This window comes from Chromobacterium vaccinii, assembly GCF_001855275.1.
Lineage (GTDB): Bacteria > Pseudomonadota > Gammaproteobacteria > Burkholderiales > Chromobacteriaceae > Chromobacterium > Chromobacterium vaccinii.
Map to the genome: position 1 here is coordinate 3,150,490 of NZ_CP017707.1, position 26,296 is coordinate 3,176,785.

The 26,296-nt window shown below is 67.7% G+C and carries 31 protein-coding genes; 5 read left to right on the top strand and 26 right to left on the bottom strand.

Annotated elements, in window-relative coordinates:
- Positions 1-9: 9 nt before the first annotated feature.
- From BKX93_RS14605 to BKX93_RS14670, 14 genes are all read right to left on the bottom strand, one after another.
- Positions 10-888, bottom strand: coding sequence for a phosphoribosylaminoimidazolesuccinocarboxamide synthase (locus BKX93_RS14605; protein WP_046156074.1), 879 nt, complete (start codon positions 886-888; stop codon positions 10-12).
- Positions 888-1,580: a DNA alkylation repair protein gene (locus BKX93_RS14610; protein WP_070980369.1), complete on the bottom strand. Its 693-nt coding sequence runs from the start codon at positions 1,578-1,580 to the stop codon at positions 888-890. The genes BKX93_RS14605 and BKX93_RS14610 overlap by 1 nt, the downstream gene beginning before the upstream one ends.
- The gene (locus tag BKX93_RS14615) at positions 1,580-1,996 is read right to left on the bottom strand and encodes a fosfomycin resistance glutathione transferase (protein ID WP_070980370.1); all 417 of its coding nucleotides are present in this window, start codon (positions 1,994-1,996) and stop codon (positions 1,580-1,582) included. Before BKX93_RS14615 ends, BKX93_RS14610 begins: the two co-directional genes overlap by 1 nt.
- Before the next feature lie 44 nt (positions 1,997-2,040).
- The gene (locus BKX93_RS14620; protein ID WP_070980372.1) at positions 2,041-3,171 is read right to left on the bottom strand and encodes a 5-(carboxyamino)imidazole ribonucleotide synthase; all 1,131 of its coding nucleotides are present in this window, start codon (positions 3,169-3,171) and stop codon (positions 2,041-2,043) included.
- Positions 3,171-3,659 carry a 5-(carboxyamino)imidazole ribonucleotide mutase gene (purE, locus tag BKX93_RS14625; RefSeq protein WP_046156077.1) on the bottom strand — a complete coding sequence of 163 codons (489 nt, stop codon included), beginning with the start codon at positions 3,657-3,659 and terminating at the stop codon, positions 3,171-3,173. The genes BKX93_RS14620 and purE overlap by 1 nt, the downstream gene beginning before the upstream one ends.
- A gap of 125 nt (positions 3,660-3,784) precedes the next feature.
- Complete coding sequence (locus BKX93_RS14630) at positions 3,785-4,606, bottom strand: CPBP family intramembrane glutamic endopeptidase (RefSeq protein ID WP_070980374.1); 822 nt, start codon at positions 4,604-4,606, stop codon at positions 3,785-3,787.
- Positions 4,607-4,675: 69 nt separating this feature from the next.
- Entirely contained in the window at positions 4,676-4,999 is a 324-nt protein-coding gene (locus tag BKX93_RS14635; protein ID WP_070980376.1) for a hypothetical protein, read from the bottom strand.
- Positions 4,996-6,216, bottom strand: coding sequence for a molybdopterin-dependent oxidoreductase (locus BKX93_RS14640; RefSeq protein ID WP_070980377.1), 1,221 nt, complete (start codon positions 6,214-6,216; stop codon positions 4,996-4,998). The genes BKX93_RS14635 and BKX93_RS14640 overlap by 4 nt, the downstream gene beginning before the upstream one ends.
- Positions 6,217-6,297: 81 nt before the next feature.
- Positions 6,298-6,588 (bottom strand): hypothetical protein, encoded by a 291-nt coding sequence (locus BKX93_RS14645; RefSeq protein WP_046156080.1) that lies wholly within the window; start codon positions 6,586-6,588, stop codon positions 6,298-6,300.
- A 73-nt stretch (positions 6,589-6,661) separates the two neighbouring features.
- Positions 6,662-7,123 carry a CYTH domain-containing protein gene (locus tag BKX93_RS14650; RefSeq protein ID WP_070980379.1) on the bottom strand — a complete coding sequence of 154 codons (462 nt, stop codon included), beginning with the start codon at positions 7,121-7,123 and terminating at the stop codon, positions 6,662-6,664.
- A 38-nt stretch (positions 7,124-7,161) separates the two neighbouring features.
- Complete coding sequence (locus BKX93_RS14655) at positions 7,162-7,578, bottom strand: CopD family protein (RefSeq protein ID WP_046156082.1); 417 nt, start codon at positions 7,576-7,578, stop codon at positions 7,162-7,164.
- Positions 7,579-7,642: 64 nt separating this feature from the next.
- Positions 7,643-7,990 carry an MmcQ/YjbR family DNA-binding protein gene (locus BKX93_RS14660; RefSeq protein ID WP_046167608.1) on the bottom strand — a complete coding sequence of 116 codons (348 nt, stop codon included), beginning with the start codon at positions 7,988-7,990 and terminating at the stop codon, positions 7,643-7,645.
- A 3-nt stretch (positions 7,991-7,993) separates the two neighbouring features.
- Positions 7,994-8,815, bottom strand: a complete 822-nt coding sequence (locus tag BKX93_RS14665) for a M48 family metallopeptidase (protein WP_046156084.1) — start codon at positions 8,813-8,815, stop codon at positions 7,994-7,996.
- Positions 8,815-8,979: a rubredoxin gene (locus BKX93_RS14670; protein ID WP_011133707.1), complete on the bottom strand. Its 165-nt coding sequence runs from the start codon at positions 8,977-8,979 to the stop codon at positions 8,815-8,817. Before BKX93_RS14670 ends, BKX93_RS14665 begins: the two co-directional genes overlap by 1 nt.
- A gap of 74 nt (positions 8,980-9,053) precedes the next feature.
- On the opposite strand from BKX93_RS14670, the gene thiD reads away from it, so the two are divergent.
- Together thiD and thiE are read left to right on the top strand one after the other, a co-directional pair.
- Complete coding sequence (thiD, locus tag BKX93_RS14675) at positions 9,054-9,899, top strand: bifunctional hydroxymethylpyrimidine kinase/phosphomethylpyrimidine kinase (protein ID WP_046156085.1); 846 nt, start codon at positions 9,054-9,056, stop codon at positions 9,897-9,899.
- On the top strand, positions 9,883-10,506 hold the full coding sequence (thiE, locus tag BKX93_RS14680; RefSeq protein ID WP_070980381.1) for a thiamine phosphate synthase: 624 nt from the start codon (positions 9,883-9,885) through the stop codon (positions 10,504-10,506). Before thiD ends, thiE begins: the two co-directional genes overlap by 17 nt.
- Here the strand turns inward: thiE and BKX93_RS14685 are convergent.
- From BKX93_RS14685 to zwf, 6 genes are all read right to left on the bottom strand, one after another.
- A complete protein-coding gene (locus BKX93_RS14685; protein WP_046167606.1) occupies positions 10,493-10,867 on the bottom strand; it encodes a hypothetical protein in 375 nt (124 codons plus the stop codon). The genes thiE and BKX93_RS14685 overlap by 14 nt on opposite strands.
- A gap of 152 nt (positions 10,868-11,019) precedes the next feature.
- Entirely contained in the window at positions 11,020-12,663 is a 1,644-nt protein-coding gene (pgi, locus tag BKX93_RS14690) for a glucose-6-phosphate isomerase (RefSeq protein ID WP_046156088.1), read from the bottom strand.
- 11 nt (positions 12,664-12,674) lie between these two features.
- On the bottom strand, positions 12,675-13,523 hold the full coding sequence (gene hexR, locus BKX93_RS14695; protein ID WP_046156089.1) for a transcriptional regulator HexR: 849 nt from the start codon (positions 13,521-13,523) through the stop codon (positions 12,675-12,677).
- A complete protein-coding gene (locus BKX93_RS14700; protein ID WP_070980382.1) occupies positions 13,516-14,559 on the bottom strand; it encodes a glucokinase in 1,044 nt (347 codons plus the stop codon). The genes hexR and BKX93_RS14700 overlap by 8 nt, the downstream gene beginning before the upstream one ends.
- Positions 14,540-15,217 carry a 6-phosphogluconolactonase gene (gene pgl / locus BKX93_RS14705; RefSeq protein WP_046167604.1) on the bottom strand — a complete coding sequence of 226 codons (678 nt, stop codon included), beginning with the start codon at positions 15,215-15,217 and terminating at the stop codon, positions 14,540-14,542. The genes BKX93_RS14700 and pgl overlap by 20 nt, the downstream gene beginning before the upstream one ends.
- A gap of 1 nt (position 15,218) precedes the next feature.
- Positions 15,219-16,697, bottom strand: coding sequence for a glucose-6-phosphate dehydrogenase (gene zwf / locus BKX93_RS14710; protein ID WP_070980384.1), 1,479 nt, complete (start codon positions 16,695-16,697; stop codon positions 15,219-15,221).
- 258 nt (positions 16,698-16,955) lie between these two features.
- On the opposite strand from zwf, the gene edd reads away from it, so the two are divergent.
- Positions 16,956-18,788 (top strand): phosphogluconate dehydratase, encoded by a 1,833-nt coding sequence (gene edd / locus BKX93_RS14715; RefSeq protein WP_070980386.1) that lies wholly within the window; start codon positions 16,956-16,958, stop codon positions 18,786-18,788.
- 68 nt (positions 18,789-18,856) lie between these two features.
- Positions 18,857-19,483 carry a bifunctional 4-hydroxy-2-oxoglutarate aldolase/2-dehydro-3-deoxy-phosphogluconate aldolase gene (locus tag BKX93_RS14720; protein ID WP_046156094.1) on the top strand — a complete coding sequence of 209 codons (627 nt, stop codon included), beginning with the start codon at positions 18,857-18,859 and terminating at the stop codon, positions 19,481-19,483.
- A 178-nt stretch (positions 19,484-19,661) separates the two neighbouring features.
- Here the strand turns inward: BKX93_RS14720 and BKX93_RS14725 are convergent, their stop codons facing one another.
- A complete protein-coding gene (locus tag BKX93_RS14725) occupies positions 19,662-20,546 on the bottom strand; it encodes a LysR family transcriptional regulator (protein ID WP_070980388.1) in 885 nt (294 codons plus the stop codon).
- Between the two features lie 112 nt (positions 20,547-20,658).
- Between BKX93_RS14725 and BKX93_RS14730 the strand changes: the two genes are divergently transcribed.
- Positions 20,659-21,876, top strand: a complete 1,218-nt coding sequence (locus BKX93_RS14730; RefSeq protein WP_070980390.1) for an MFS transporter — start codon at positions 20,659-20,661, stop codon at positions 21,874-21,876.
- Positions 21,877-22,050: 174 nt separating this feature from the next.
- Here BKX93_RS14730 and BKX93_RS14735 read toward each other — a convergent pair whose 3' ends face one another.
- The 5 genes from BKX93_RS14735 to BKX93_RS14755 form a co-directional block, all read right to left on the bottom strand.
- The gene (locus BKX93_RS14735; RefSeq protein WP_070980392.1) at positions 22,051-22,641 is read right to left on the bottom strand and encodes a hypothetical protein; all 591 of its coding nucleotides are present in this window, start codon (positions 22,639-22,641) and stop codon (positions 22,051-22,053) included.
- A 98-nt stretch (positions 22,642-22,739) separates the two neighbouring features.
- Complete coding sequence (locus tag BKX93_RS14740) at positions 22,740-23,339, bottom strand: hypothetical protein (protein WP_070980394.1); 600 nt, start codon at positions 23,337-23,339, stop codon at positions 22,740-22,742.
- A gap of 89 nt (positions 23,340-23,428) precedes the next feature.
- A complete protein-coding gene (locus BKX93_RS14745; RefSeq protein WP_070980396.1) occupies positions 23,429-24,208 on the bottom strand; it encodes an EAL domain-containing protein in 780 nt (259 codons plus the stop codon).
- 153 nt (positions 24,209-24,361) lie between these two features.
- Positions 24,362-25,126 (bottom strand): DeoR/GlpR family DNA-binding transcription regulator, encoded by a 765-nt coding sequence (locus BKX93_RS14750; RefSeq protein ID WP_046156097.1) that lies wholly within the window; start codon positions 25,124-25,126, stop codon positions 24,362-24,364.
- Positions 25,127-25,198: 72 nt separating this feature from the next.
- Positions 25,199-26,293, bottom strand: coding sequence for an NAD(P)/FAD-dependent oxidoreductase (locus BKX93_RS14755; protein WP_070980397.1), 1,095 nt, complete (start codon positions 26,291-26,293; stop codon positions 25,199-25,201).
- Positions 26,294-26,296: the final 3 nt, after the last annotated feature.

Here is a 26,296-nt window from a genome sequence, read left to right on the forward strand (position 1 = left end):
AGATGAGGCTTAGCCAGCCAGACGCTGCAGCGCCTCGCGGTATTTGGCGGCGGTTTTCTCGCGCACGTCCAGCGGCACGGCCGGGGCCGGGGCCTGCTTGTTCCAGCCGGAGGCCTCCAGCCAGTCGCGGACGAACTGCTTGTCGAACGACGGCGGGTTGCTGCCCGGCTGGTAGCTGTCGGCCGGCCAGAAGCGGCTGGAATCCGGCGTCAGCGCCTCGTCCATCAGCGTCAGCGTGCCGTTTTCGTCCAGGCCGAACTCGAACTTGGTGTCGCAGATGATGATGCCGCGCGTCGCCGCGTAGGCGGCGGCGGTCTGGTACAGCAGGATGGCGGTGTCGCGCACCTTGGCCGCCAGCGCCTTGCCGACGATGGCCTCGCACTGCGCGAAGTCGATGTTCTCGTCGTGGTCGCCCACCGCCGCCTTGGTGGACGGGGTGAAGATCGGCTCGGGCAGCTTGTCCGCCTCGCGCAGGCCGGCCGGCAGCGCGATGCCGCAGACCGAGCCGGACTGCTGGTATTCCTTCCAGCCGGAGCCGGCCAGGTAGCCGCGCACCACAGCCTCGATCGGCACCGCCTTCAGCCGCTTGGCGACCACGGCGCGGCCCTCCACCTGCGGCAGGTCTTCCGCCGCCACCACGTCCTCCGGCTGGTCGCCGGTCAGGTGGTTGGGCACCACATCCTTGAGCTTGTCGAACCAGAAGTTGGAGATCGCGGTCAGGATCTGGCCCTTGGCCGGGATCGGGTCGTCCAGGATCACGTCGAAGGCGGACAGCCGGTCGGTGGCGATCATCAGCATGCGCTGGTCGTCGATCTCATAGAGGTCGCGCACCTTGCCGGAGTAGATCTTGCGCAGGCTTTTCAGGTGGGTGGTGTTCAGTCCGGTCATCATGCTTCCTTCGCGGGCAGGGGTTTCTGTTGGATTCGTTTCAGCGCTTCGCGCCGCGACAGCGGCGACAGCGCGATGGAGGACGCGACGAAGCCGCGCACGGCCTCGGCGTCGGTGTAAGCGTATTCGCGCAAGGCCCAGCCTATCGCCTTGCGGATGAAGAATTCGGGGTCGGCGGCGTTGGCCGCGCAGTAGCGGAACAGCCGCTCGACGTCGGTTTCGCGCTTCCAGTACAGCTGGTGCAGGATGGCGACGCGGCGCAGCCAGAAATCGCCGCCGCCGGACAGCCTGTCCATGTCGGTTTGGAGTTCGCGCCGGGCGCGGACCAGCTCGCCTATGATCCAGGCCGCCAGGCCGTCGACGGTGTCCCACCATGATTTGGCGGTAACCAGCGCCAGCAGCCGCGGCAGGGCGGCCGCCGGCAATTCGGCGGCATGGCGGGCCAGCAGGTCCACCGCCACGTACTGGAATTCGCGCTCGGGCTGCCGCCACAGCGCGTCGGCCAGTTCCAGCCAGCCGTCGGGGCCGGCCGCGTCCTGCGACCGGATCCACGCGCCGGCGGCCTTGCGCCTAGCCGGCGCGGCGACGCCGAGGAAGTCGAACCGGTCGCGCATATAGGCGCGCATCGCCGGCGCGCGCGCCGGATCGGCGGCTGCGGCCAGCGCGTCACGCAGATCGGCTATCGCGCCCATCAGCAGGCCTCCTGGTCGAAGAACACCATGTCCCGGTAAGGCTGGGCGCGGCAGGCGGCGAGGCGGCTTTGCAGCGAGCCGACGTGCAGCTCCAGCCGGTGGCTGTCCGGGTCCAGGAAGTAAAACGAGTCGCCCTCGCTGCGGTTGTCTTTCCACACGCCGACGCCGGCCGCGCTGAGCCGCTCGGTCCAGGCCGGGAAATCTGCGGCGGCGATGTCGAACGCGTAATGGGTGTAGCCGCGGCCGGCTTCGGGCGCATCCAGCGACAGGCACAGCCACAGTTCGCCCAGGCTCAGGTAGGCGCCGCCGGCCCAGCGCGCGTGCGGACGGGCGCCGAGCAGGCCGTGGTAGAAGTCCCAGGCCCGGTCGAGGTCGGCGACCGCCAGGGTCAGATGGTTGAGTCCGTTCAGCTTCATCGGGATGAAAAATGGCGAAGCCGCCGGCCTCGCCATCTCTTTCGCTACAGGGTGTCCTTCAACGCCCTGGCCTGGTCCAGCGCTTCGTCGGCGCTGGCGGCCATCACGTTGAAGTGGCCCATCTTGCGGCCCGGGCGCGCCTGTTTCTTGCCGTACAGGTGGAGCTGGGCGTTGGGGGCCTCGGCCAGCACGTCCCAGTTGGGCTCGTGGCCGTTGTCCTTCCACACGTCTCCCAGCAGGTTCACCATCACCACCGGGCTGAGCAGGTCGGTGCGGCCCGGCAGCAGGCCGCACATCGCGCGCACCTGCTGCTGGAACTGATCGGTCAGGCAGGCGGTGAGCGTGTAGTGGCCGGAGTTGTGCGGCCGCGGGGCGATCTCGTTGACCACCAGGCTGTCGTCGGCCAGCACGAAGAATTCCACCGCCAGCACGCCGACGTAGTCCAGCGCCTCGGCCAGTTTCCGGGCCATCTCCTGCGCCTGCTTGGCCAGCGCCGGGGCGATGCGGGCCGGCACGATGGATTCGTCGAGGATGCCGTTCTTGTGGATGTTTTCCGCTACCGGGAACACCGCGCTCTGCGCCGAGCTGACGCGGGTGACGATGGCCGACACTTCCAGCTGCAGGTCCAGCATCTTTTCCAGCACGCAGGCCTGGCCGCCCAGGTTGGCGTAGGCGGCGCGCGCCTCGGCCGCGGTCTGCACCCGCACCTGGCCCTTGCCGTCGTAGCCGAGGCGGGCGGTTTTCAGGATGCCGGGCAGGTAGGGCGCCAGTTCCACCTGGATGTCCTCGACGCTTTCGATGGCCAGGTAGGGCGCGGTCGGCAGGCCGGCCTTGTTGATCCACGCCTTCTCGGCGATGCGGTCCTGAGCGACGGCGACGCAGTCGCCGGACGGCGATACGCGGGTGCGGCGCGCCAGCTCGCGCATCGCGTCGGCGTTGACGTTTTCAAACTCCGTGGTCACGGCGGCGCAGCTGTCGGCCAGCTCGCGCAGCGCGGCCGGGTCGTTGTACGGCGCGCGGATGTGGCGGTCGGCGAAGGCCGCCGCCGGCGCGTTCTCGTCCGGGTCCAGCACGGCGACGCGGTAGCCCATGGTCTTGGCGGCGACTGCGAACATGCGGCCCAGCTGGCCGCCGCCGAGTATGCCCAGCATCGCCGGCGGCAGGATGGCGGCCATTATTCGACCTCCGGCAGCGTCATCGCCAGCACGGTTTCTTCCTGTTGCTTGCGGAAGGCCGTCAGTTTCTCGGCCAGCTCCGGACGGGTGGTGGCCAGCATCGCCACCGCGAACAGCGCGGCGTTGGCGGCGCCGGCTTCGCCGATGGCGAAGGTGGCGACCGGGATGCCCTTGGGCATCTGCACGATGGACAGCAGCGAATCCTCGCCGCGCAGGTATTTGGACGGTACCGGCACGCCCAGCACCGGCACGTGGGTCTTGGCCGCCAGCATGCCCGGCAGATGGGCGGCGCCGCCGGCGCCGGCGATGATGGCCGCGAGGCCGCGCGGCGCGGCCTCCTCGGCGTACTGGAACAGCAGGTCCGGGGTGCGGTGGGCGGAGACGACGCGGGTTTCGCAGGCGATGCCGAAGCTTTTCAGCACGCGGGCGGCGTGCTGCATCACTTCCCAGTCGCTGTTGCTACCCATCACGATGCCGACTTCAATCATGGCGGTGCTGCTCGCGGATGGTGAACGAAGAACGCGATTTTAACCGATGCCGCAGGCTACCCGTTATGGTTTTTTATTTTCAGATCAAGACAGTTAGCGAATAAAGCTGTCCTGAATCGGCGGCTTCAAGCCAGTTTCGGATAGGTGAACAACAACAGGTGCAGCGTGTTGAAAGCCAGGTGGGCCAGCACTGCCAGCCATAGCTGGCGGCGCGCGGCGTAGATCAGGCCGTAGCCGATGCCGGCCAGCGTGGCCAGGCCCATCCAGGACCAGCCGCCGGCCAGGTGGGCCAGGCCGAACAGCAGCGACGCCGCCATCAGCGCGGCGAAGGGTTCGGTGCGCAGCTCCAGCCAGCGCTGGACGCCGGCGCGGAAGAAGGCTTCCTCCACCAGCGACACCAGGAAGCAGTTGGCCAGCAGCCACGGCAGCAGCCAGGTCGGCCACTTCGGCGCGAAGCTTATCGTTCCGACGGCGGCGGCGATGCCGAGCACGAACAGCAGCGCCAGCGCGCCGACCGCCGCGGCCGGCCAGCCCAGCTGCCGTTCCGGCAGCGGCGCGCGGCACAGGTTCAGCAGCAGCAGCAGGCCGGCGAAACCCTTGTCATAGCTCCAGAACAGCCGGTAAGGCGCGCTGTCCGGGCTGGCCCGGCCCTGCCACAGCAGCGGATTGTCGAAACCGGGCAGCGCGTGCACCGCCAGCGCCAACAGCGCGGCGATCCACACCAGGTAAAGCTCGGGCCGCGGATAGCGGCGCAGCGCCAGCGTCAAGCCGGCGACGGCGGCGGCGCTCAGCACGCCCAGCGGCTGCAGCATGCCGGCGGCCAGCGCCAGCATCGAGCTGGTGATCAGGGCGATCCAGCCGGGCGCCTCCTGGCGCAGGCTGGCGGCGAGCAGGCCCAGCGCCAGCAGGCCGTAGGCGGCCAGCGTCAAGGAGGAAAGCGTGAACATGGCGGCTCCGTCGCGGGATGGGCAAGCGTCCGATGATAAGGCTTGGACGCGGCGAGGCCAAACGCTTGCTCAGGGTTTGGGCGGATGCGGCCGCAGCAGCCGGCGGCGCTGGGCGTCGGCGAGGTAGGCGGCGATCGGCGCCACCTCTTCCGCCGGGATGGGCGCCTTGAACGCCTGCCGCATCTTGTCGACGACGGCGCGCCAGCGCGCTTCGTCGAAGTCCGGCTGCAGCGCGATGTAATCGACGGAATGGCAGATCATGCAGCGCTGCAGCGCCGGCAGATAGCCGGGATGGCCGCTGTCCGGCAGCATCGCCGTCTCGTTGGGCAGCGCGATGCTGGCCGCGCCGGCGGGGGCGGCCAGCAGGGCCAGGACCAGCAGCGCGGCCCTCATCGCTTCGCCTCCGCGACCATGATTTCCAGCCGCTCGACCACGTTGCGGGCGTAGCCGCCGGGGTTCCACGGCTGCGCCAGCGGCTGGACCTGGCCGTCGTTGGCGGCGGCGCGCGCCATCAGCGTCAGCGGTCCCGGCTTCACGCCGTCCAGCGCCAGCGTCCACGGCCGGAACGCGAAGCGCCCAGCGTCCGGCCCCAGCTCGGCCTGCCGCCAGCTGACGCCGCCGTCGGCGGAGACGTCCACCCGGCGGATGCCGCTGCCGCCGTCGAAGGCGATGCCGCGCAGCGCCAGCCTCCCGTCCGGCACGGCGTCGCCGCGGGCGAGGTTGGTGATGAAGCTGCGCACCTTCATCCGGGTCAGCCGGGTCGTCTTGTCCGGCTTGGTCCCGGGCGGCACGCCGTTGTCCGGGGTATCGGGCACGGTGTAGGCCTGGCTGGCGAACCAGCCGTCGAACACGTGGTCCAGCACTTCGATATGCGACAGGTGTTTGATCCAGTAGGCGGCGTAGAAGCCGGGAATCACCAGCCGGATCGGGTAGCCGTTCAGCACCGGCAGGGGCCGGCCGTTCATTTCCCAGGCGATCATCGGCTCCGGCCGCAGCGCGTCGGCGAGGTCGAGCGAGCGGATGAAGGGCGGCGTTTGCTCCAGCGCCGGCTGGTCGGTGCCGCGGCAGGCGATCTGGCGCGCGCCGTCCATCACGCCGGCGGCGGCCAGCACGTCGGACAGCCGCGCGCCGGCCATCTCGACGCAGGCCATGGAGCCGTTGCCCAGCTGCGCGCCCTGCACCCGCGGCTGTGACAAGCCGCGGCCGTTGCCGGCGCATTGCATCACCACGGTCTGGCGCACCGTCTCGAAGCGCTTTTGCAGGTCGGCCAGCGTCAGCGTCAGCGGCCGCTTCACTTTGCCGTCTATGGTCAGGGTGTGGGCGGCGGGGTCGATGTCCAGCGGGTGGCCGGCCAGGTGGTAGCGGACGAACACCGCCTCGTTGGGCGTGATCAGGCTGTGGTCGAATTGGGAAAACGGCGTTTCCAGATGTACCGGCCGGGCGGTGATGCGCAGCAGCGGCATCTTCTGCGGGTAAGGCGCCAGCTCGCGCCAGCCATTGTCGAAACCCTGGTCCAGCCAGGCGCCGGCGCGCGTCCGGCCGGCCAGGCCCAGCAGCCCGGCGGCGAGGCCGGCTTTCAGCAAGGCCCGGCGAGTTGCGGCATCATCCATGTTCGCGCCCTTTGGGCATGGGAATGGACGCGATGCTAGGAGCCGCGCGGGCGGCCGTCTACCGGGGAAAGGGACAGGCGCTCAGCCGCGGCGGGCGCGCCAGCGACGCGTCAGCGCGCCGGCCGTGGTGGCGAGGATGCCCAGTCCGGCCACCCACACGCCCAGGCCGAAGCCGGGCGGCATTTCGCCGGAATCGGTCGCGGCGGGCTCGGCCAGCAGCATCATCAGCAGGCCGCCGACCAGCAGCAGCGCGCAGCCCAGCCAGTACAGCCGGCGCTGGTGCCAGCCCTGGAACAGCGAATACAGCAGCGAGCCCAGGTACAGGCCCAGCAGCGCGGCGGCGGGAATCCATTCGGAGGAAGGGGTGGACATCGGTCTGGCGTTTGGCTCGGGCAAAAGACGATAGACCCGGCCGGACGGGACTGGTTCGTCCGGCCGGGGCGTTTTACCAGCGGCCGTAAGGGTTCTTGGACAAGTAGGCGTTGGTGTAGCGGCCGTCCTCGGTCACCTCCTCGCCCACCCAGTCGGGCTTGGCGAACGGAGTGTCCTCGCCGGGCAGCTCGATCTCGGCCAGCACCAGGCCGGCGTTGTCGCCGAAGAACTCGTCCACTTCCCAGACGAAGCCGCCGTGCTCGATGCGGTGGCGCAGCTTGTCCACCACCATCGGGCACATCGCGGCCATGATGGTTTGCGCGTCGGCCAGCGGGATCGGGTATTCGAACTCGTGGCGGCTGACGTTGCTGATATTGCTTTTCAGCGTCAGCCAGGCCTGCTCGCCCACCACCCGCACCCGCACCGTGCGTTCCTTTTCCACCGACAGATAGCCCTGCCGGTATTGCACGGCCGGGGCCAGGCCGCGCCAGCCGTCGCCGCTCACCACGAAACGGCGTTCGATTTCCAATGCCATCGATCAAATCCTCAAGCGAATTCAGGGTTAGGGATACATCAGAACGGCTTGACCACCACCAGGATCACGATCGCCAGCAGCGCCAGCACCGGCAGCTCGTTGAACACGCGGAACCAGACATGGCTCTTGCGGTTGCTGTGGGTGACGAAGTCGCGGCCCAATTTGGCGCAGTAGCCATGGTAAACGGCCAGCAGCGCCACCAGCGCCATCTTGGCGTGCAGCCAGCCGCCGGAAATGCCGAAATCCAGCCACAGCAGCAGGCCGGAGCCTATCGCCAGCACGCCTAGCGGCGTCATGAAGCGGAACAGCTTCCTGGCCATCAGCAGCAGGCGGTCGTATTCCGCCGGCTGGCGCGCCATCGCCAGGTTGACGAACAGCCGCGGCAGGTAGAACAGCCCGGCGAACCAGGACACCACGAAGAAGATGTGGAAGGCTTTCAGGTACAGATAGCTCATCGACTTTCCTATTGGGGCGGGATGGGGCGATGGACCGGACGCCGCCGGCCCGGTTCCCGCCGGATCAGGACCAGGCCTGCCGTTGCGCCTTCGGCAGCTTGCCCAGCACCAGCTCGCGCGAGCGTTCGATGCCGCGGCGGATGTCGTCCGGCTCCAGCGCTTCCAGCGAGGTCACCTGCACCCAGCGGGCGCGGGCCAGATACGGCGCCGGGCGCATGCCGGGCAGGCCGGACAGCGCCAGGAAATCGCCATCGTCGACCTTGTAGCTGATGCCGGCTTCGCCGCAGACCAGGAACATCTTGCCGCCGATGGAGACCACGCGCGTCCCGCCCCATTTGACGTCGAACTCGGCGCCCGGCAGCGCGCGGGCGTGGTCCAGCATCTCGTCGAACAGGACGGCGGGCAGCGGCATCGCTCAGCCCTTTTTCGGCGCGGCCTGGTACAGCGGCCACACTTGCGGGATATGGGCCTGCAGGTCGCGGATGCGGGTGGGGCCGGACGGATGGGTGGACAGGAATTCCATGCCGTTGCCGCCGCCGGCCGCCTGCATCTTCTGCCAGACGTTGACCGCGGAGTTGGGGTCGTAGCCGGCGCGGGCCATCAGTTCCAGGCCCATGATGTCGGCTTCGGACTCCATCGCGCGGCTGTGCGGCTTGGACAGCGTCACGTCGCCCACCAGCGAGGCCAGCTTGAGCTGGCTGTCGTTGAGGCCGACCAGCGCGCCGACCAGGCCGAGGCCCATCTGCTGCGCGTAGGCCTGGCTCATGTTTTCGCGGGTGTGCTCGCGCAGCGCGTGCGAGATCTCGTGGCCGATCACGGCGGCCAGCTCGGCGTCGGACAGCTTCAGCTGCCTGACCAGGCCGGTGTAGACCATGATCTTGCCGCCGGCCATCGCGTAGGCGTTCATGTCGTCGGTGCTCAGCACGTTCACCTCCCAGCGCCAGTTGCGGGCGTCGGGGCGGAAGGACGGCGTCTGCGCGATCAGCCGCTGCGATACGCGGCGCACGCGCGATGTCAGCGCCGGATCGGTGTTCAGGCGGCCCGCGGCGCGGGCTTTCTGCAGCTCGCCGGCGTAGGACTTGGCCGACATCTGCTCCACTTCCTGGCTGGACAGCAGCATGCTCTGGCCGCGGTTGACGCCGACCGCGCCCCCGGCGGTGGTGTTCACCTGGGCACAGGCGGCCAATAGCGCGGCCAGCAGCGCGCCGCCGATCCAGCGGGTCCGTCTTCCGGCCATCAGATTTCCACCATCTGGAAATCGTCCTTGCGGGCGTCGCAGTCGGGGCAGGTCCAGTTGGGCGGCAGGTCTTCCCAGCGTGTGCCCGGCGGGATGCCGTCTTCCGGCCGGCCGGCTTCTTCGTCGTAGATGAAACCGCAGATCAGACACATCCAAGTACGCATCGCTTCGCCCTCGTGTTCGGATAAAATGGGTATTCTAAATCGTGCCACCGCAATAAAACAGAAGAGGTTCGCCCTTGACCACTCCTCCCCCCCCTCCCGTGGTGCTGACCCTGGCCGGTTCCGACCCTTCCGGCGGCGCCGGCATCCAGGCCGACATCCTGACGCTGGCCAGCCTGGGCTGCCATCCGCTGTCGGTGATCACCGCGATCACGGTGCAGGACACCGTGGGCGTCAACGACTTGATGGTGCTGGACGCGGACTGGGTCAACGACCAGGCCCGCTTCCTGATGGAAGACATGCAGGTGGCGGCGTTCAAGATCGGCATGCTGGGCAGCGTGGAAAACGTCGCCGTGGTGGCGCAGCTGATCGCCGACTATCCGGACATCCCGGTGGTGCTGGACCCGGTGCTGGCCAGCGGCGGCGGCCACGAGCTGGCCGACGAGGATCTGATAGGCGCGATGCGCGACATGCTGATTCCGCAGGTGTCCATCCTGACGCCCAATAGCCTGGAGGCGCGCCGGCTGGCCAGCAACGATCCGGACGACGATGAGGAGCTGACGCTGGACCAGTGCGCCGAACGCCTGCTGGGGCTGGGCTGCCCCTATCTGCTGATCACCGGCACGCATGAAAACACCAAGGAAGTGGTCAACAGCCTGTACGGCCAGGACGGCGTGGTGCGCGCCGACCACTGGGAGCGGCTGCCGGGCAGCTACCACGGCTCCGGCTGCACGCTGGCCTCGGCCATCGCCGGCATGCTGGCCACCGGCCTCTTGCTGCCGGAGGCGGTGCGCGAGGCGCAGGAGTACACCTACCAGACCCTGGTCAACGGCTTCCGCCCCGGCATGGGCCAGTTCCTGCCGGACCGGATGTTCTGGGCGCGCGGCGACGACGAGGAAGACGGCGATGCCGCCAAGGGTTGAGGGCTTGTACGCGGTGACGCCGGATGGCCTGGACGACGCGCGCTTGTTCGCGCTGGCCGGAGCGGCGCTGGCGGGCGGCGCGCAGACCTTGCAGTACCGCGACAAGAGCGACGACGCCGAACGCCGGCTGCGCCAGGCGGCGGAGCTGCGCCGGCTGTGCCGCGTCCACGGCGCGCTGTTCATCGTCAACGACGACGTCGAGCTGGCCGAACGGGTCGGCGCCGACGGCGTCCATCTGGGCCGCGACGACGGCGACATCGCCGCCGCGCGCGTCCGGCTGGGCGCGGATGCGGTGGTGGGCGCCTCCTGCTACGACCGCATCGAGCTGGCGCGGGCGGCGCTGGCCGCCGGGGCCAGCTACGTCGCCTTCGGCGCGGTGTTTCCGTCGCGGACCAAGCCGCATGCTGTGGCCGCGCCGCTGTCGCTGTTTTCCGAGACGGCGGCGCTGGGCGCCAACGCGGTGGCGATAGGCGGCATCGCGCCGGACAACGCGGCGCAAGTGGTCAAAGCCGGCGCGGACGCGGTGGCGGTGGTGGGGGGAATATTCGAAGCGGCCGACGCGGCGGCGGCCGCGCGGGCGCTGGCGGGCCTGTTCACAGCACGATGATGTCGGCCAGCCGGTAGCTGCCGGCGCGGTCTTCCTGGCAGAAGGCGCGGGCCTGCACGGTGACGGCGCGGCCCTTCAGCTTGGCCATGTCCTCCTGGCTCAGCGCCAGGCTGCGCATTTCCTGCTCGCCGCAGACGGCGCCGTCGTCCAGCCGCAGCGGATGGTCCAGCTTCAGATGATAGGCCTGGAACAGCGTGCCTTCGGCCTTGCTGCCGGAACGCACGGGGCCGATCACGGTGCCGCTCAGGGTCAGGGGGGCGGCGGAATCGCCGTTTATGCGGAAAACCTGGCCGGCGGCATGGCCGGCCAGGCTGCTCGCCAGCATGAAGCCGGCCAGCGCGGTACTGCAGAGCTTACTCATCCCGATGAATCTACCAGTCCATTATTTTTTCAGACTTGTGACGCCATTTCATCAGCGATTCATCTGTCCGACAATCAGGGATATCCCGACGTTGGCCAAATAAAAACGCCCCTGCCTGATGACGGGGGTGTTTTTCGATGCCGGCGGAGGGCTCAGCCGTTGACCTTGCGGTACAGCTGGATCAGCCGGCGGGTGGAGCTGTCGTGCTCGGCCTGCTCCAGCTTGCCGGTCAGCTCGGCGTGGATGGTCTTGGCCAGCTGCTTGCCGAGCTCCACCCCCCATTGGTCGAAGCTGTTGATGTGCCAGATCACGCCCTGGACGAAGATCTTGTGCTCGTACAGCGCGATCAGCGAGCCGAGGTTGCGCGGATCCAGCCGGCTCATCAGCAGGGTGTTGGTCGGGCGGTTGCCGTCGAATACCTTGTGCGGCACCAGATCGTCCAGCGCCGCGCCCTTCAGCCCCTGCTCCGCCAATTCGGCGCGCGCCTCGTCGGCGGTCTTGCCGCGCATGAAGGCTTCGGCTTGGGCGAACACGTTGGCCAGCAGGATTTCGTGGTGGCCCGGCAGGCTGGAGCGGTTTTCCAGCGAGGCGATCAGGTCGATCGGCGAAATGTGCGTGCCCTGATGCAGCAGCTGGAAGAAGGCGTGCTGGCCGTTGATGCCGGTCTCGCCCCAGATGATGGGCGCGGTTTCAAAGTCGACCGGCTGGCCGTCCAGCATGGTCTTCTTGCCGTTGGACTCCATGTCCAGCTGCTGGATGAAGGCCGGCAGCCGGTGCAGGTACTGGTCGTACGGCGCGATGACGTGGCTGCCGCCGCCGTAGTAGTTGATGTACCAGACGCCTATCATCGCCAGCAGCACCGGCATGTTCTGCTCGAACGGCGCGTTCATGAAGTGCTGGTCCATGATGTGGGCGCCGTTGAGCAGCTCGGTGAAATTCTCTTCGCCCAGGTAGAGCATGATGGGCAGGCCGATGGCAGACCACAGGCTGTAGCGGCCGCCGACCCAATCCCAGAATTCGAACATGTTCGCCGGGTCGATGCCGAAGTCCGCCACCGCCTTCTGGTTGGTGGACACGGCGACGAAGTGCTTGGCCACCGCCTTTTCGTCGCGGGCGCGGGACAGGAACCACTCGCGCGCGGTCAGCGCGTTGGTCAGCGTCTCCTGGGTGGTGAAGGTTTTGGACTCCACCACGAACAGCGTGGTCTCCGGGTGCACCTTCTTCAGCGTTTCCTTCAGCTGCGCGCCGTCGACGTTGGACACGAAGTGCATGTTCAGCCGCGGGTGGCCGAAGGGCTTCAGCGCGCTACAGACCATCAGCGGGCCGAGGTCGGAGCCGCCGATGCCGATGTTGACGATGTCGGTGATCGGCTGGTTGGTGTAGCCCAGCCAGTCGCCGGAGCGCACCGCGTGGGCGAACTTGCCCATCCGCTCCAGCACCGAGTTGACCTTGGGCATCACGTCCGCGCCGTCGACGCGGATCGGCGAGTTGGTGCGGTTGCGCAGCGCCACGTGCAGCACCGCGCGGTCCTCGGTGCGGTTGATCTTCTCGCCCTTGAACATGGACTTGATGCGCGCGGGCAGGCCGGCCTCGCGCGCCAGCTCCATCAGCCCCAGCAGGGTGGCGTCGGTGATGCGGTTCTTGGAATAGTCGAGGAACAGTCCGCCCACTTCCAGCGAGTAGCGCTCGGCGCGGCCGGGATCGGCGGCGAACAGGTCTCGCATGTGCAGGTGCTTGGCCTCGGCGAAATGGTCCCACAGGGATTGCCAGGCCGGCAGTTCGGTCAGTTCACTCATGATGTCTCGTCCTATTCCTGTTGTTTATTGTCCAGCCTGCGGTTCTTCAGGCTGTGCTTGGTCTTTTCCAGCTGGCGGATCAGGCCCGGGCCGCGGCGCAGCGCCACGCTGACGGTCAGGATGTCGATCTGCACCAGGTGCACGATGCGCGAAATCATCGGGCTGTAGGTTTCGTTGTCTTCCAGCGTGTCGGCGATCAGCGACACGGTGGCGCGGCGCGCCAAGGGCGAGCCGCTGGTGGTCAGCGCGATGACCTTGGCACCGGAGGCCAGCGCCACGTCCACCGCGTCCAGCAGCTCCATGGTGCGGCCCGAGCTGGAGATCGCCACCAGCACGTCGTCCGGGCCCAGCACCGACGCCGCCATCATCTGGATGTGGGTGTCGGAATAGGCGACGGTGGGGATGCCGAAGCGGAAGAACTTGTGCTGGGCGTCGGCGGCGATGATGCCGGAGTTGCCCAGGCCGTAGAACTCGATGCGGTTGGCGTCGGTCAGCAGCCGCACCGCGGCCTCTATCGCCTGCGGATTGACGTCGTTGCGGCACTTGAGCAGCGCCGACACGGTGTTGTCGAACACCTTGGCCACGATCTCGGACGTCGGGTCTTCCGGCCGCACGCTGGAATGGACGTAGGGCACGCCGGTCACCAGGCTGCCGGCCAGCTTCAGCTTGAAGTCGGGCAGGCCGGAGCAGCCGACGGTGCGGCAGAAGCGGATCACGGTGGGCTGGCTGACGCCGGCGTTCCTGGCGATCTCGGCGACGGCGGCCTGGATCACGGTGTACGGCTGCTCCAGCACCAGATCGGCCACCTTGCGTTCGGCCGAGGACAGCTGTTCCAGCTGGCCGCGAATGCGATCAAGCATGCATGTCTCCTGCGGTGCCGCCGCGAGGATGGGTGGTCTTGTCCACCGGGGCCGGGCCGCGCGGCGCCAGGTGGTCCGCCAGATGGGCGGCCACGCCCGGCAAGGCCGGATAGGCGCTGGTGATCAGGTAAACCGGGATGTCGGCCAGGTAGGCCGACATCCGCCCCTTGTCCTCGAAACGGCGGCGAAATGGGGATTGTTCAAAAAAACCGCTCAAACGCGGCACAATACCACCACCTATGTATACCCCGCCACGGGCACCGAGGGTCAAGGCCAGGTTCCCGGCCGCGGAACCTAGCAATCCGCAGAAGATTTCCAGCGTTTCGCGGCAGCGCGCGTCGGCGCCGGACAGGCCGCGGGCGCTGACTTCGGCCGGCGCCAGATCAAGCTCCGCCGCGCCGTCCAGCGCGCACAGCGCCTGGTGCAGCAGGCTGAGGCCGGAGCCGGACAGCAGCCGTTCGTGGGACACGTGGCCGAAGCGGGCCGAGACGTAGCGCCAGACGCCGATCTCGCGCTCGTTGGCCGGCGCGAACGAGGTATGGCCGCCCTCGCCGGACAGCGCGCGCCAGCCGCCGGCGTGCGGCACCAGCGCCGACACCCCCAGCCCGGTGCCGGGGCCGATCAGCGCCAGCGGCGAATCCGGCCGCGGCGCGCCGCCGCCTATCCGCGAGAGCTCGCCGCGCGGCAGCCTGGGCAGGGCCAGCGCCAGCGCGGTGAAGTCGTTGAGCAGCAGCAGCGTGGTCAGGCCCAGCGCGCGGCGCGTCGCTTCGATGGAAAACGTCCAGTGGCAATTGGTCATCGTCACCTGGTCGCCGTTCAGCGGATTGGCGATGCCAATCGCGGCGTGGGCGACGCGGCGCGCGCCGGCCTGGGCCAGGTAGTCGCGCAGCGCGTCCTGCAGCGTCGGGTAGCGGGCATTGGACAGCGCCAGGATGTCTTCAATCACTCCGGGCGCGGTTTCCAGCGCGAAGCGCGCGTTGCTGCCGCCGACGTCGCCGAGCAGCCGCGGCCAGGCTTCAGGCAGACCAGTAGACATCGAACGGCACCTTGTCCTGGGCCAGGAAATGGCTGATCGGCAGCGCGTCGTCGGGGCCGCGGGCGGCGGCTTCCAGCACTTCGCGCTTCTTCGCCCCCTGGATGGACAGGATCAGGCAGCCGGATTGCAGCAGCGCGGCGTAGCTCAGCGACACGCGGCGGTGCGGCGCGGTCTGCGGCGTCACCGCCAGGAAGGGCGCCGGATTGGCCGGGTCCAGGCCGGCGGCCAGCTCCGGCGCGCCGGGGAACAGCGAGGCGGTGTGGCCGTCCTCGCCCATGCCCAGGATGGCGACGTCCGGCGCGATGAAGTCGCGGTTGTCGGCCGCCACTTCGGCGTCGATGTTGGCGACGGCGCGCACCAGCGGCAGGAAGCGGGCGGTCGCGGCGCGGCCTTGCAGCAGGTGCTCGCGCACCAGCGCGCCATTGCTGTCGGCGTGGTCGGGGGCGACGAAACGCTCGTCCACCAGGGTGACCGTGACCCGGGCCCAGTCTATCGCCATCTCGGACAACAGCTTGAACAGCGGGATCGGCGATTTGCCGCCGGACACCGCCAGCGCGGCCTGGCCGCGGCTTTCGATGGCCGCCGCCAAGCGGGCGGCGATGCTGTTGGCCAGCGCGTCGGTCTGCTGCGCGGCGTCGGGGAATTCCAGCCAGTTCATGTCAGCACTCCTCGTGCCAGCTGATGCCGTCGCGCGACAGCAGCGCGCTGGACGCGGCCGGGCCCCAGCTGCCGGCGGTGTACTGCTTGGGCGGGTTGTTGGTGCTGGCGGCCCAGGTGTCCATGATGGGCTCCACCCAGCGCCAGGCCTCGATCAGCTCGTCGCGGCGCATGAACAGCGCCAGCTTGCCGCGGATCACGTCCAAGAGCAGGCGCTCGTAGGCGTCGGCGCGGCGCACCTTGAACGCCTTGTAGAAGTCCAGGTCGAGGTAGGTCGGCTGCAGGCGCATGGTGTCGCCCGGCTCCTTGGCCAGGAAGTACAGGCGGATGCTTTCCTCGGGTTGCAGGCGGATCACCAGCCGGTTGGCGTGGTGGCTGCCGCCCAGCGGGCCGGAAAACACCTGGTGCGGCACGTCGCGGAAATTGATGACGATCTCGGCCAGACGCTCCTGCATCCGCTTGCCGGTGCGCAGGAAGAAGGGCACGCCGGCCCAGCGCCAGTTGTCGATCTCGGCCTTGATGGCGACGAAGGTCTCGGTCTGGCTGCCGGCCGGAATGCCGTTCTCCTGCTGATAGCCCACCACCGGCTGGCCGCCCACGGCGCCGGCCTTGTACTGGCCGCGCACGGTCTTGGCGGCGACGTCCTGCTCGGCGAACGGGCGCAGCGCCTTCAGCACTTTCAGCTTCTCGTCGCGGACGGCGTCGGCCTCCAGGTTGGCCGGCGGCTCCATCGCCACGATGCACAGCAGCTGCAGCAGGTGGTTCTGCACCATGTCGCGCAGCGCGCCGGTGCCGTCGTAGAAATCGCCGCGGCTGCCCACGCCCAGTTCCTCGGAAATGGTGATCTGCACGTCGTGTATCCATTCGCGGCGCCACAGCGGCTCGAACAGCGCGTTGGCGAAGCGGATCGCCATCAGGTTCTGCACCGATTCCTTGCCCAGGTAGTGGTCGATCCGGTACAGCTGCTCTTCCTGGAAGAAGCGGGCGACGTCGTCGTTGATCTCGTTGGACGAGGCGAGGTCGGTGCCCAGCGGCTTTTCCAGCACCACCCGCACATTGGGGCGGTTGAGGCCGACGGCGGCCAGGTTTTCGCAGATGCCGGCGAACAGATTGGGCGCGGTGGCCAGGTAGCACACCACCACCTTGCCGGCGTCGTCGCCCACCTTCGCCGCCAGCGCCGGGAAGTCGGCGGCCTGGGAGGCGTCGACGCGCAGGTAGTCGATGCGGCTACAGAAGCTCTGCCAGGCGGCGTCGTCGAAATGGGCCTTGATATGGATGCGGGACTGCTTTTCGACGGAAGCCAGGTAGTCGTCGCGGCTCAGATCCTTGCGGCCCAGCGCCAGGATGCGGCCCTGCTCGTTGAGCAGGCCGGCGGCATGGGCCTGGTACAATGAGGGCAGCAGCTTGCGCATCACCAGATCGCCGGCGCCGCCGAACAGCACCATGTCGAAGGCCGGAGTAGGGGTAGAACGAGTCTCCATCCTGATCTTCCATCTCGTTAAGTGTATTAGATGTAGTTATATTACCATTCGCCATCGTGCTGTCTACGTCGGTACAGACGATGTGGCCGCTTTTGCAACACCATTTGCCTTGGCTCAAAAATCGGCTATTTCCGCTGGAAATCCTTGAGAAGAAATAGGATAGTCGCCTTGGGCCGCCGCGCGGGACGCGTAGCGAACCTTGCATTTTGAGTGTAGTAAAACTACTATCAGTTTCAAATCCAATTACGGAATGTCATCATGGCCTTGCATCCCACCCTGTCCGCCGTCACCGACCGCATCGTCGCGCGCAGCCGCGCGCGCCGCGACGCCTACCTGGCGCGGGTGCGCGCCGCCGCCCAGCAGGGCCGGGTGGAACGCGCCCAGCTGTCGTGCACCAACCTCGCCCACGCCTTCGCGGCGATGCCGGAGACCGTCAAGATCCACCTGAAGGAAGAGCACCGGGCCAACCTGGCGATTGTATCTTCCTACAACGACATGCTGTCGGCCCACCAGCCGCTGGCAGCCTTCCCGGCCTGGCTGAAGGAGGCCGCGCTGTCCGCCGGCGCCACCGCGCAGTTCGCCGGCGGCGTGCCGGCGATGTGCGACGGCGTGACGCAAGGCCAGCCGGGCATGGAGCTGTCGCTGTTTTCCCGCGACGTGATCGCGATGAGCACCGCCGTCGCGCTGAGCCACCAGATGTTCGACGCCGCGCTGTATCTGGGCGTGTGCGACAAGATCGTGCCGGGCCTGATGATAGGCGCCCTCACCTTCGGCCACCTGCCGGCGCTGTTCGTTCCGGCCGGCCCGATGACCACCGGCATCGCCAACGACGAGAAGGCCAAGGTGCGCCAGCTGTACGCCGAGGGCAAGGTCGGCCGCGACGCGCTGCTGGAGTCCGAGTGCCAGTCCTACCATGGACCCGGCACCTGTACCTTCTACGGCACCGCCAATTCCAACCAGATGCTGATGGAGATCATGGGCCTGCACCTGCCGGGCGCCGCCTTCGTCAATCCGAACACCGCGCTGCGCGAGGCGTTGACCCGCGCCGCCGCCGTCCAGGGCAAGAAGATCGCCGCCCAGGGCGAGCAGTTCACTCCGGTGGGCGAGATGATCGATGAGAAATCCATCGTCAACGCCATCGTCGGCCTACTGGCCACCGGCGGCTCCACCAACCACACCATGCACATCGTCGCCATCGCCCGCGCCGCCGGCATCGATGTCAACTGGGACGATTTCGACCAGCTGTCCGCGGTGATTCCGCTGTTGGTGCGCGCGTACCCGAACGGCAAGGCCGACGTGAACCACTTCCACGCCGCCGGCGGCATGGGCTTTGTGATCCGCGAGCTGCTGTCCGCCGGCCTGCTGCACGAGGACGTGGGCACGGTGATGGGCCGCGGCCTGTCGCATTACACCCAGGAGCCGTGGCTGGACAACGGCGAGCTGAAATGGCGCGACGCGCCGGCGGTAAGCGGCGACGACAGCGTGCTGCGCCCGGCGTCCAACCCCTTCTCCGCCGACGGCGGCCTGAAGCTGATGGCCGGCAACATCGGCCGCGCGGTGATCAAGGTGTCGGCGGTGAAGCCGGAGCACCGCGTGGTGGAAGCGCCGGCGGTGGTGTTCCACGACCAGAACGACATGCTGGCGGCGTTCAAGCGCGGCGAGCTGGAAAAAGACTTCGTCGCGGTGATCCGCTTCCAGGGCCCGCGCGCCAACGGCATGCCGGAGCTGCACAAGCTGACCCCGGCGCTGACCATTCTGCAGGAGCGCGGCTTCAAGGTGGCGCTGGTCACCGACGGCCGCATGTCCGGCGCGTCCGGCAAGGTGCCGGCCGCCATCCACGTGTCGCCGGAAGCGCTGTCCGGCGGCGCCATCGGCAAGCTCCGCGACGGCGATTTGATCCGCGTCGACGCGCACACCGGCGAGCTGTCCGCGCGGGTGGACGCCGCCGAGTGGGCGGCGCGCGAACAAGCGCAGGCCGACCTGTCGCACAACGATTACGGCATGGGCCGCGAGCTGTTCGCGGTGTTCCGCCACGGCGCCGACGAGGCCGAAGCCGGCGCGATGAGCTTCCGCCACCCCGCCTGGAACTGAGCGCGGGCGGCACAATATTCAGCAGGGCGGCGCAGCGTGGTCTGGCCGTCCGCCAACAGGAGATGGAAATGGATGCATTGTCTGTACTGCGCCAGGGCCCGGTGGTTCCGGTGATCATCGTCAACGACGCCGCGGTGGCGGTGGACCTGGCCCGCGCGCTGGTGAACGGCGGCATCAAGGTGCTGGAAGTGACGCTGCGCACCAAGGCGGCGCTGGCGGCGATGCGCCGCATGCGCGACGAAGTGCCGGAAGCCATCGTCGGCGCCGGCACGCTGCGCAACCGCGCCCAGCTGGAGGCGGCGGTGGACGCCGGCGCGCAGTTCGGCATCAGCCCAGGCTTCTCCGGCGAGCTGGCTTCGGCCGCGCGCGCGTCCAACCTGACGCTGATCCCCGGCATCGCCACTCCGTCGGAAGCGATGTGGGCGCAGGACGAAGGCTTCAACACGCTGAAGCTGTTCCCGGCCGAGGCGGTGGGCGGCGTCAAGCTGTTGAAGTCGCTGGCCAGCCCCTTCCCGGACCTGCGCTTCTGCCCGACCGGCGGCATCGACATCAAGAAAGCGCCGGAATACCTGGCATTGCCCAATGTGCTGGCCGTCGGCGGCAGCTGGCTGACGCCGGACGACGCCATCGCCGCCCGCGACTGGGACCGCATCACCGCGCTGGCCCGCGAGGCCTGCCAGCTGAGCGCCGGCTAAGCGCCCCGCTGCCGCTGCATCGATGCCGCCCACGGGCGGCATTTTTCATGGCCGCGCTTGGGCTTGGCGGCGCTGGAAAAACCTCGCTGAGAACCTGAGCCGAGGCGCGCCGGCGCAGGCCGCGCCCGTCGTTTGACGGTGAGGAGCGACGCGGGGTCGGGGGTTTTGCCAGCCGGCCTCAGGGCGCGAACACCCGCTCGGCCATGTGGTCGATGAAGGCGCGCAGCCGCGGCGGCATCGCCGGCGTCGCCGGCCACAGCAGATACATGTTTCCGCTGCGCGCCACCGCGGGCGCGTCCAGTTGCGCCAGCGCGCCGGCGGCCAGCTCGCGGCGGACGGAGAAGTCCGGCAGGCAGGCGATGCCCATGCCGCGCGCGGCCAGCTCGATCAGCGCCTCGCCGGTGTTGCAGCTGGCGCTGACCGGCGGCGAGGCGTCCTCCCCCTCGGCGTCCAACAGCGGCCACGGCAGCAGCTTGCCGCTATGGGGCAGCCGGTAATGCAGGCAGCGGTGGTGTTGCAGATCGCGCGCGGTCCGCGGCGCGCCGTATTCGGCCAGATAGCCCGGCGAGGCCAGCAGCCGCATGTGGTAGCTGCCCAAGCGCCGCGCGGCCAGCCGGGAATCGCCGGGCTCGCCGCCGCGCACCACCACGTCGAAGCCCTCGCCGATCACGTCCACCAGCCGGTCGCTGTAGTCCAGGTCCAGCGCCACCTGCGGATAACGGCGCATGAAGTCGGCCAGATGCGGCGTCAAGAGGCCGCTTTCGTGCGGCACGCCCACCTTCAGCCGGCCGCTGGGCGCCGCCAGGCCCTGCTGCAGCTCGCGTTCGGCCGCTTCCGCCTCTTCCAGGATGCGCAGGCAGCGCGCCAGGTATTGCTGCCCTTCGGCGGTCAGCGCCAGCCGCCGGGTGCTGCGGTGGACCAGCCGCGCGCCCAGCCGCTGTTCCAGCCGCGCCAGCCCCTTGCCCACCGCCGACGCCGACAGGCCCAGCCGCCGTCCGGCCGCCACCAGGCTGCCCTGGCGCGCGATCTGGGCGAACAGCTCGATTCCGCTCATTCTGTCCATGGTTTTCTCTGAATTGCGGAAATAAATTCCGTTATGAGCGGCATGCTAACCCATTTATCCGTCATGGACGCGCTTTTAGCATCGGGGTTTCAACCCATGCAGGAGCTTTGCCATGCCGACGACGACAGCGCATCCCGAACCCAATGGCGCGCCGCCGCGGCCCGCCGCCATCTATCTGCTCAGCCTATGCGTTTTCGCGATGGCCACTTCGGAATTCATGGTGGCCGGCATGATGCCGTCGCTGGCGGCGGCCTTCCGCGCCTCGCTGGCCGAGGTCGGCAATCTGGTGTCCGCCTTCGCCGCCAGCGTGGTGATCGGCGGGCCGCTGCTGACCTGGCGGCTGCGCGCGGTCCGGCGGAAGCCGGCGCTGCTCGGCCTGCTGGCGGTGTTCCTGGCCGGCCAGCTGATCGGCGCGACGGCTGACGGCTATCCGCAGATGCTGGCGTCGCGCATCGTCTGCGGCGTCGCCCAGTCGGCCTTCTTCGGCGTGGCCCTGGCGCTGGCCGGCGAGCTGGTGGGCATGGACCGCATCGCCCGCGCCGCCGGCCTGGTGCTGAACGGTTTGATGCTGGCCTCGGTGGCCGGCTTGCCGATGGCGACGCTGCTGGATCAATACTGGGGCTGGCGCCCGGCGTTCTGGCTGGTGGCGGCGCTGGTGGGGCTGGCGATGCTGGGCATCGCCGCGGCGGTGCCGGCCGGGGACAAGCCCGCCGGCCAGGATGCCGGCGGGGAATGGCGGGCGCTGGCGCGGCCGGCCTTGTGGGCCGCCTATCTGTCCAGCGGCCTGATCATCGGCGCGGTGTTCGCCGCCTTCACGTATCTCGCGCCGCTGTTGCTGCGCGTCAGCGGTTTTTCCCCGGCGATGGTGCCGCTGCTGTTCGGCGTCTACGGCGCGGCGACGGTGCTGGGCAATCTGGTCACCGGCCGGCTGGCCGACTGCCACACCCGGCGCGTGCTGCAGGGCGGCGTCCTGACGCTGCTGCTGGTGATGCTGGCGTTGGCGTTGGGCGCGCAATGGCAGGCGCTGGCCGTGGCCGGGGTGTGCTTGCTGGGGCTGGCCGGCTTGCCGATGAATCCGGCGATGGTGGCGCGGGTGGTGCGCGCCGGCGGCGCGGGGCCGATGGTGAACAGTCTGCACATGGCGGTGGTCAACCTGGGGCTGATGTTCGGCGCCTGGGCCGGCGGCCTGTGCCTGGACGCCGGGTGGGGCTTGCGCGCGCCGCTGTGGCTGGGCGCGGCGCTGGCCCTGCTGGCCTTGCTCAGCCTGGGGCTGGACCGGAGCGGCGATAGCTGGCGAGCCAAGGCCAGCCCGGCGGATGTGTCGGTTTGATGGAGCCGTAGGGTGTGACACCCGGCCTATTATTATTCTTTGTAAAACCTTATCTGCCGGGCGTCGCACCACGGCCAACTCATGCCGGCGCGATGCCCGACTGTTGAACGCTCAGCCTTGATAAGATCGAGCCCGGGTATCGCAATGATGACAGGTGCCGGCTGCAATGATGGGTTAGGCATTTGTTTTCCCCTTCATGCGCTCCTTGCGCCAATACTCGAGCAGTTCAGTGTTGCCAGATGCCACATGAATAAGCATTTGCAGCGACAGTACTGAGCCAGGAACAATGCCCTCTTCATCAATCTCTTCCCCATCAAAGTCTGGGTCGGTAGGAATTTCAACGTTAATGACCCACCACACGCCAATCTTGCGCAACAGCGCTACAAGAGCATCGAACTGAGCTTCATGCGCAGACTGGACCTGCCCCGTAACCACGGCGAAGAGCTGATGAGCGAGTAGATTGCGAGTACTCTTCAGTTTCTCGAAGGTGACTAAGTCTTCGTCATCGATGGCGTTGTTCTCGAGTAGCCATTGAAGAGATGCATAAAGCGGGCTCTTATTCTTGGATAAAACCTCGGATTGGTAATCTAGCCCGACTATTGGTCCATGTTTATTAAACCCGTTCGCGTAGAAACTGCGAATGTTGTCTACGACGGAGTCCTTAAGAATCTCAAACGTGGTGATAAACATCGTCGCTAAGAAGAGAGATGGCCTGACCACATCTGGGTCTAGAAACCTTTCCCATTGATCAGTCGAGTCACTCATTAAATACCTAACGTTTGACGTGAGAGGCGACCGAAGCCGCGAATCCGCGAAGGAGACACACAAGCACAGCTTGTGGGCAGTCCCTCTTGACGGAGTGGTTAGGTGATTTTTCCATTCCGGTCTAGCTCGAATCCCAAGTTGTTGAGCACATCTTGCAGAAAATCAATGATGATCGCAGTTGCAATCTCTTGTGCAAGAACAGCCATTTCAGGGTTGGCGGGCTCGGCACGATGAGCCACTAAGTTTCTAGCCTTTTGCACAAGGTCGATTTCTTCCCAAATGTTCTTCGTATGGCCAGAGATTTTATAGTTCTTAAAGTCGACCGTTCCATACTGGCTCATGACTGCAGATAGTACCTCTTTGAAGCGATCGAGACCATTGTTCTTAACCGCCAGGTCAGAGATCAAATCAGCCACTGACTCGTTATGAACCAAACCGTAGATTACTGGTTTAAGAACTGTGCTTTTAAGTGTGACTTCAATAGCAGCCGTGAAGAGCAGTAATGCCGCAGTAGGAGACATTTCTGCAACGGATTTTGCCTCACGATAAATTGAAAATACATTCTCTGCCACGGAAGGATATTTTTGGTAGTACGAGCACAGACGGCCGGAGGTAAAACCTTCAATAGCTTCTATGGAAATGCTCTCGTGCATTTCGTAAAGCCAGTTATCTTCAGCGATTTCGTCCGGGGTCATCATTGCGGATTTCGCCTAACGTTCAAAGTAACGGGCTGCCGGAATCCACCGCGTGGAGACAGCCTCGTAGATTCCCCATAAACCCCCGCGCGCTACAGCTGGCGGACCACCGCCAGCTCGCCCGGCCTGCCCAGGTGATAGCCCTGGTATAGCTCGACGCCGAGCGCGCGCATCGCTTCCAGCTGCTCGGCGGTTTCTATCCCTTCCACCAGCATCCGGCTACCGATCTGCCAGCCGAATTCCAGCAGCGCCGGCAGCCTTTGCGTCTGGCCCGCCATGTGGTCCAGCAGCAGGCTGCGGTCGATCTTGATGATGTCCGGGCTCAGCTCGCCCATCCTGTCGCGGCGGGAGGGCAGCGCGCCGAAATCGTCCACCGCCAGGCCGAAGCCCATCTCCGCGGCGTGGCGCATGCCGTTCAGCAGCGGCTGGCCGTGGTGCTCCACTTCGAATTCCGGCAGCTCGAAGATCACGCCGCCGCTGTCCAGCTCCACGCTCTGAAGCATGCTGCTCAGCAGCGGCAGGTGGGTGCGGCCGCTCTGGTCTTGCTGCACGGTGGCGGGCATCAGGTTCAGGCACAGGCAGCCGCCCTGGCCGCTCTGGGCGAAGTTGCGCACGTGGATCAGCCGGGCCAGGCGGTCGGCCTCCAGCGCCATGTCCGGCGCCAGCGAGGCGAGAAAGCGGTCCGGCGGCAGCCATTCGCCGCCCTCGTCCACCACGCGCAGCAGCGCCTCGTGGCCGAACAGGCTGCCGCCCTTGTAGAAGATGGGTTGGAACGCGCTCAGCAGGCGGTAGCCGGCCAGGCTGGAGCAGTAGCGGCCGGAAGCGTCGCGGAACAGCATGCTGCCCGCCTGCGCGCCAAGAGTGGGCTGCATGGCGCACCTGCCTTGGTGAGGAATCGATGCTTCAGCATAGCAAAATCACGTAGCGGAATAAGACGCGCTAACAAAATCTTGCAGAGTATTCCGGCCCGCGGAGCCGTTGTCTTTCTGGCCTGGAGGCCGGCGGCGGAAACCGTCGGCAGGCGTTCATTCCGCCAGATGCAGCTGGGTGCCGGACTCCTGGATGACGCGGGCGATGGCCGGCGGCACCGGCTTGTCGGTGAACAGCGCGGCGATCTGGGAAAGCCGGCCCAGCTCCACCAGCGCCGGGCGGTCGAACTTGCTGTGGTCGGCGGCCAGGAACACCTGGCGCGATTGCTGGATGATGGCCTCGGTGGTGCGCACTTCGCGGTAGTCGTAGTCGCGCAGCGTGCCGTCGGACTCGATGCTGGACACGCCGATGATGCCGTAGTCGACGCGGAACTGGCGGATCATCTGCACCGTCGCCTCGCCGGTCAGGCCGCGGTCGCGCTTCCTGAGCGAGCCGCCCAGCACGATCACCTCGCAGTCCGGGTAGTCGCACATCTGCTCGGCCACGTGCAGGTTGTTGGTGATCACCCTCAGGCCGCGATGGCGGTGCAGCGCCTTGGCCACTTCCTCAGTGGTGGTGCCCAGATTGATGAACAGCGACGCGTTGTCCGGGATGTGGCGGGCCAGGCAGGCGGCGATGCGGCGCTTTTCCTCGATGCACAGCACCTGCCGCGCCTGATAGGCGACGTTCTCGACGCTGGACAGCACGCTGGCGCCGCCGTGGTAGCGCTGCAGCAGCTGGTGTTCGGACAGCAGCGAGATGTCGCGGCGTATGGTCTGGCGGGTGACGGAGAAGTGGTCGGCCAGCTTTTCCACGCTGACGTAGCTCTCGCGCTTGACCAGGTCCAGCAGCTCTTGTTGACGTTGATTCAGAATCAGCATGCTTGTTGTTTCTCCGCGTATTGCAGCTGATTGTAAGCGATTTGCATCCGCGCCCGTCAACGTCCGGCCCGGCTAGCCGAGCAGCAGGGCGCGGGCCTCCTCGGCGATGGCGAGGCAGCTGGTCAGCCCCGGCGATTCGATGCCGAACAGGTTGACCAGGCCCTTGGCGCCGTGGACCGCCCTCCCCTGGATGACGAAGTCGGCGTCCGGCTCGCCGGGGCCGGCGATCTTGGCGCGGATGCCGGCGTAGCCGGGCGTCAGCGAGCCGTCCGGCAGTTGCGGCCACCAGGCGCGCACCGCGTGGTAGAAGGCGGCCGCGCGCGCCGGGTCGACGTGGTAGTTGACGCCGTCCACCCATTCCACGTCCGGGCCGAAGCGCGCCTGGCCGGAGAGGTCCAGCGTCAGGTGGCTGCCCAGGCCGCCGGCTTCCGGCAGCGGGTAGATCAGCCGCGAGAACGGCGCCAGGCCCTGCAGCGAGAAATAGACGCCGCGCGCGTAGCGGGCTTTTGGAACCGCATCGACGGGCAGGCCGGCGATGGCGCGGGCGAGGTCGGGCGCGAACAGGCCGGCGGCGTTGACCACCTTGTCCGCCAGCAGCTCCATGCCGGCGACGCGCAGCACGATGCCGTCGGCGGTGACCGCGCCCCCTTCCACCGGCGATGCCAGCGCCAGCTGCGCGCCGGCGGCTTCGGCGTCGCCCAGCAACGCCAGCATCAGCGCGTGGCTGTCGACGATGCCGGTGGACGGCGACAGCAGCGCGGCGGCGCAGCCCAGCGCCGGCTCCAGCGCGCGGGCCTCGGCGGCGCTAAGCCGGCGGATGTCGTCCACGCCGTTGGCGCGCGCCTGTTTTTCCAATGCATCCAGCCTGGCCCGCTGGCCGCGGCGGCTGGCGACGATCAGCTTGCCCAGCCGCCGGTGCGGCACCGCGCGCTCGGCGCAATAGCGGTACAGCGCGTCCCGTCCGGCCACGCACAGCTTCGCCTTCAGGCTGCCTGCCGGGTAGTACAGGCCGGCGTGGATCACCTCGCTGTTGCGGCTGGACGCGTGCTGGCCTATCGCCCGCTCCGCCTCGACGATCACCACCTCGCGCCCGGCCTCGGCCAGCGTTTTGGCGACGGCCAGGCCGACCACGCCGGCGCCGATCACTACCGTGTCTATCCTGTCCATCGG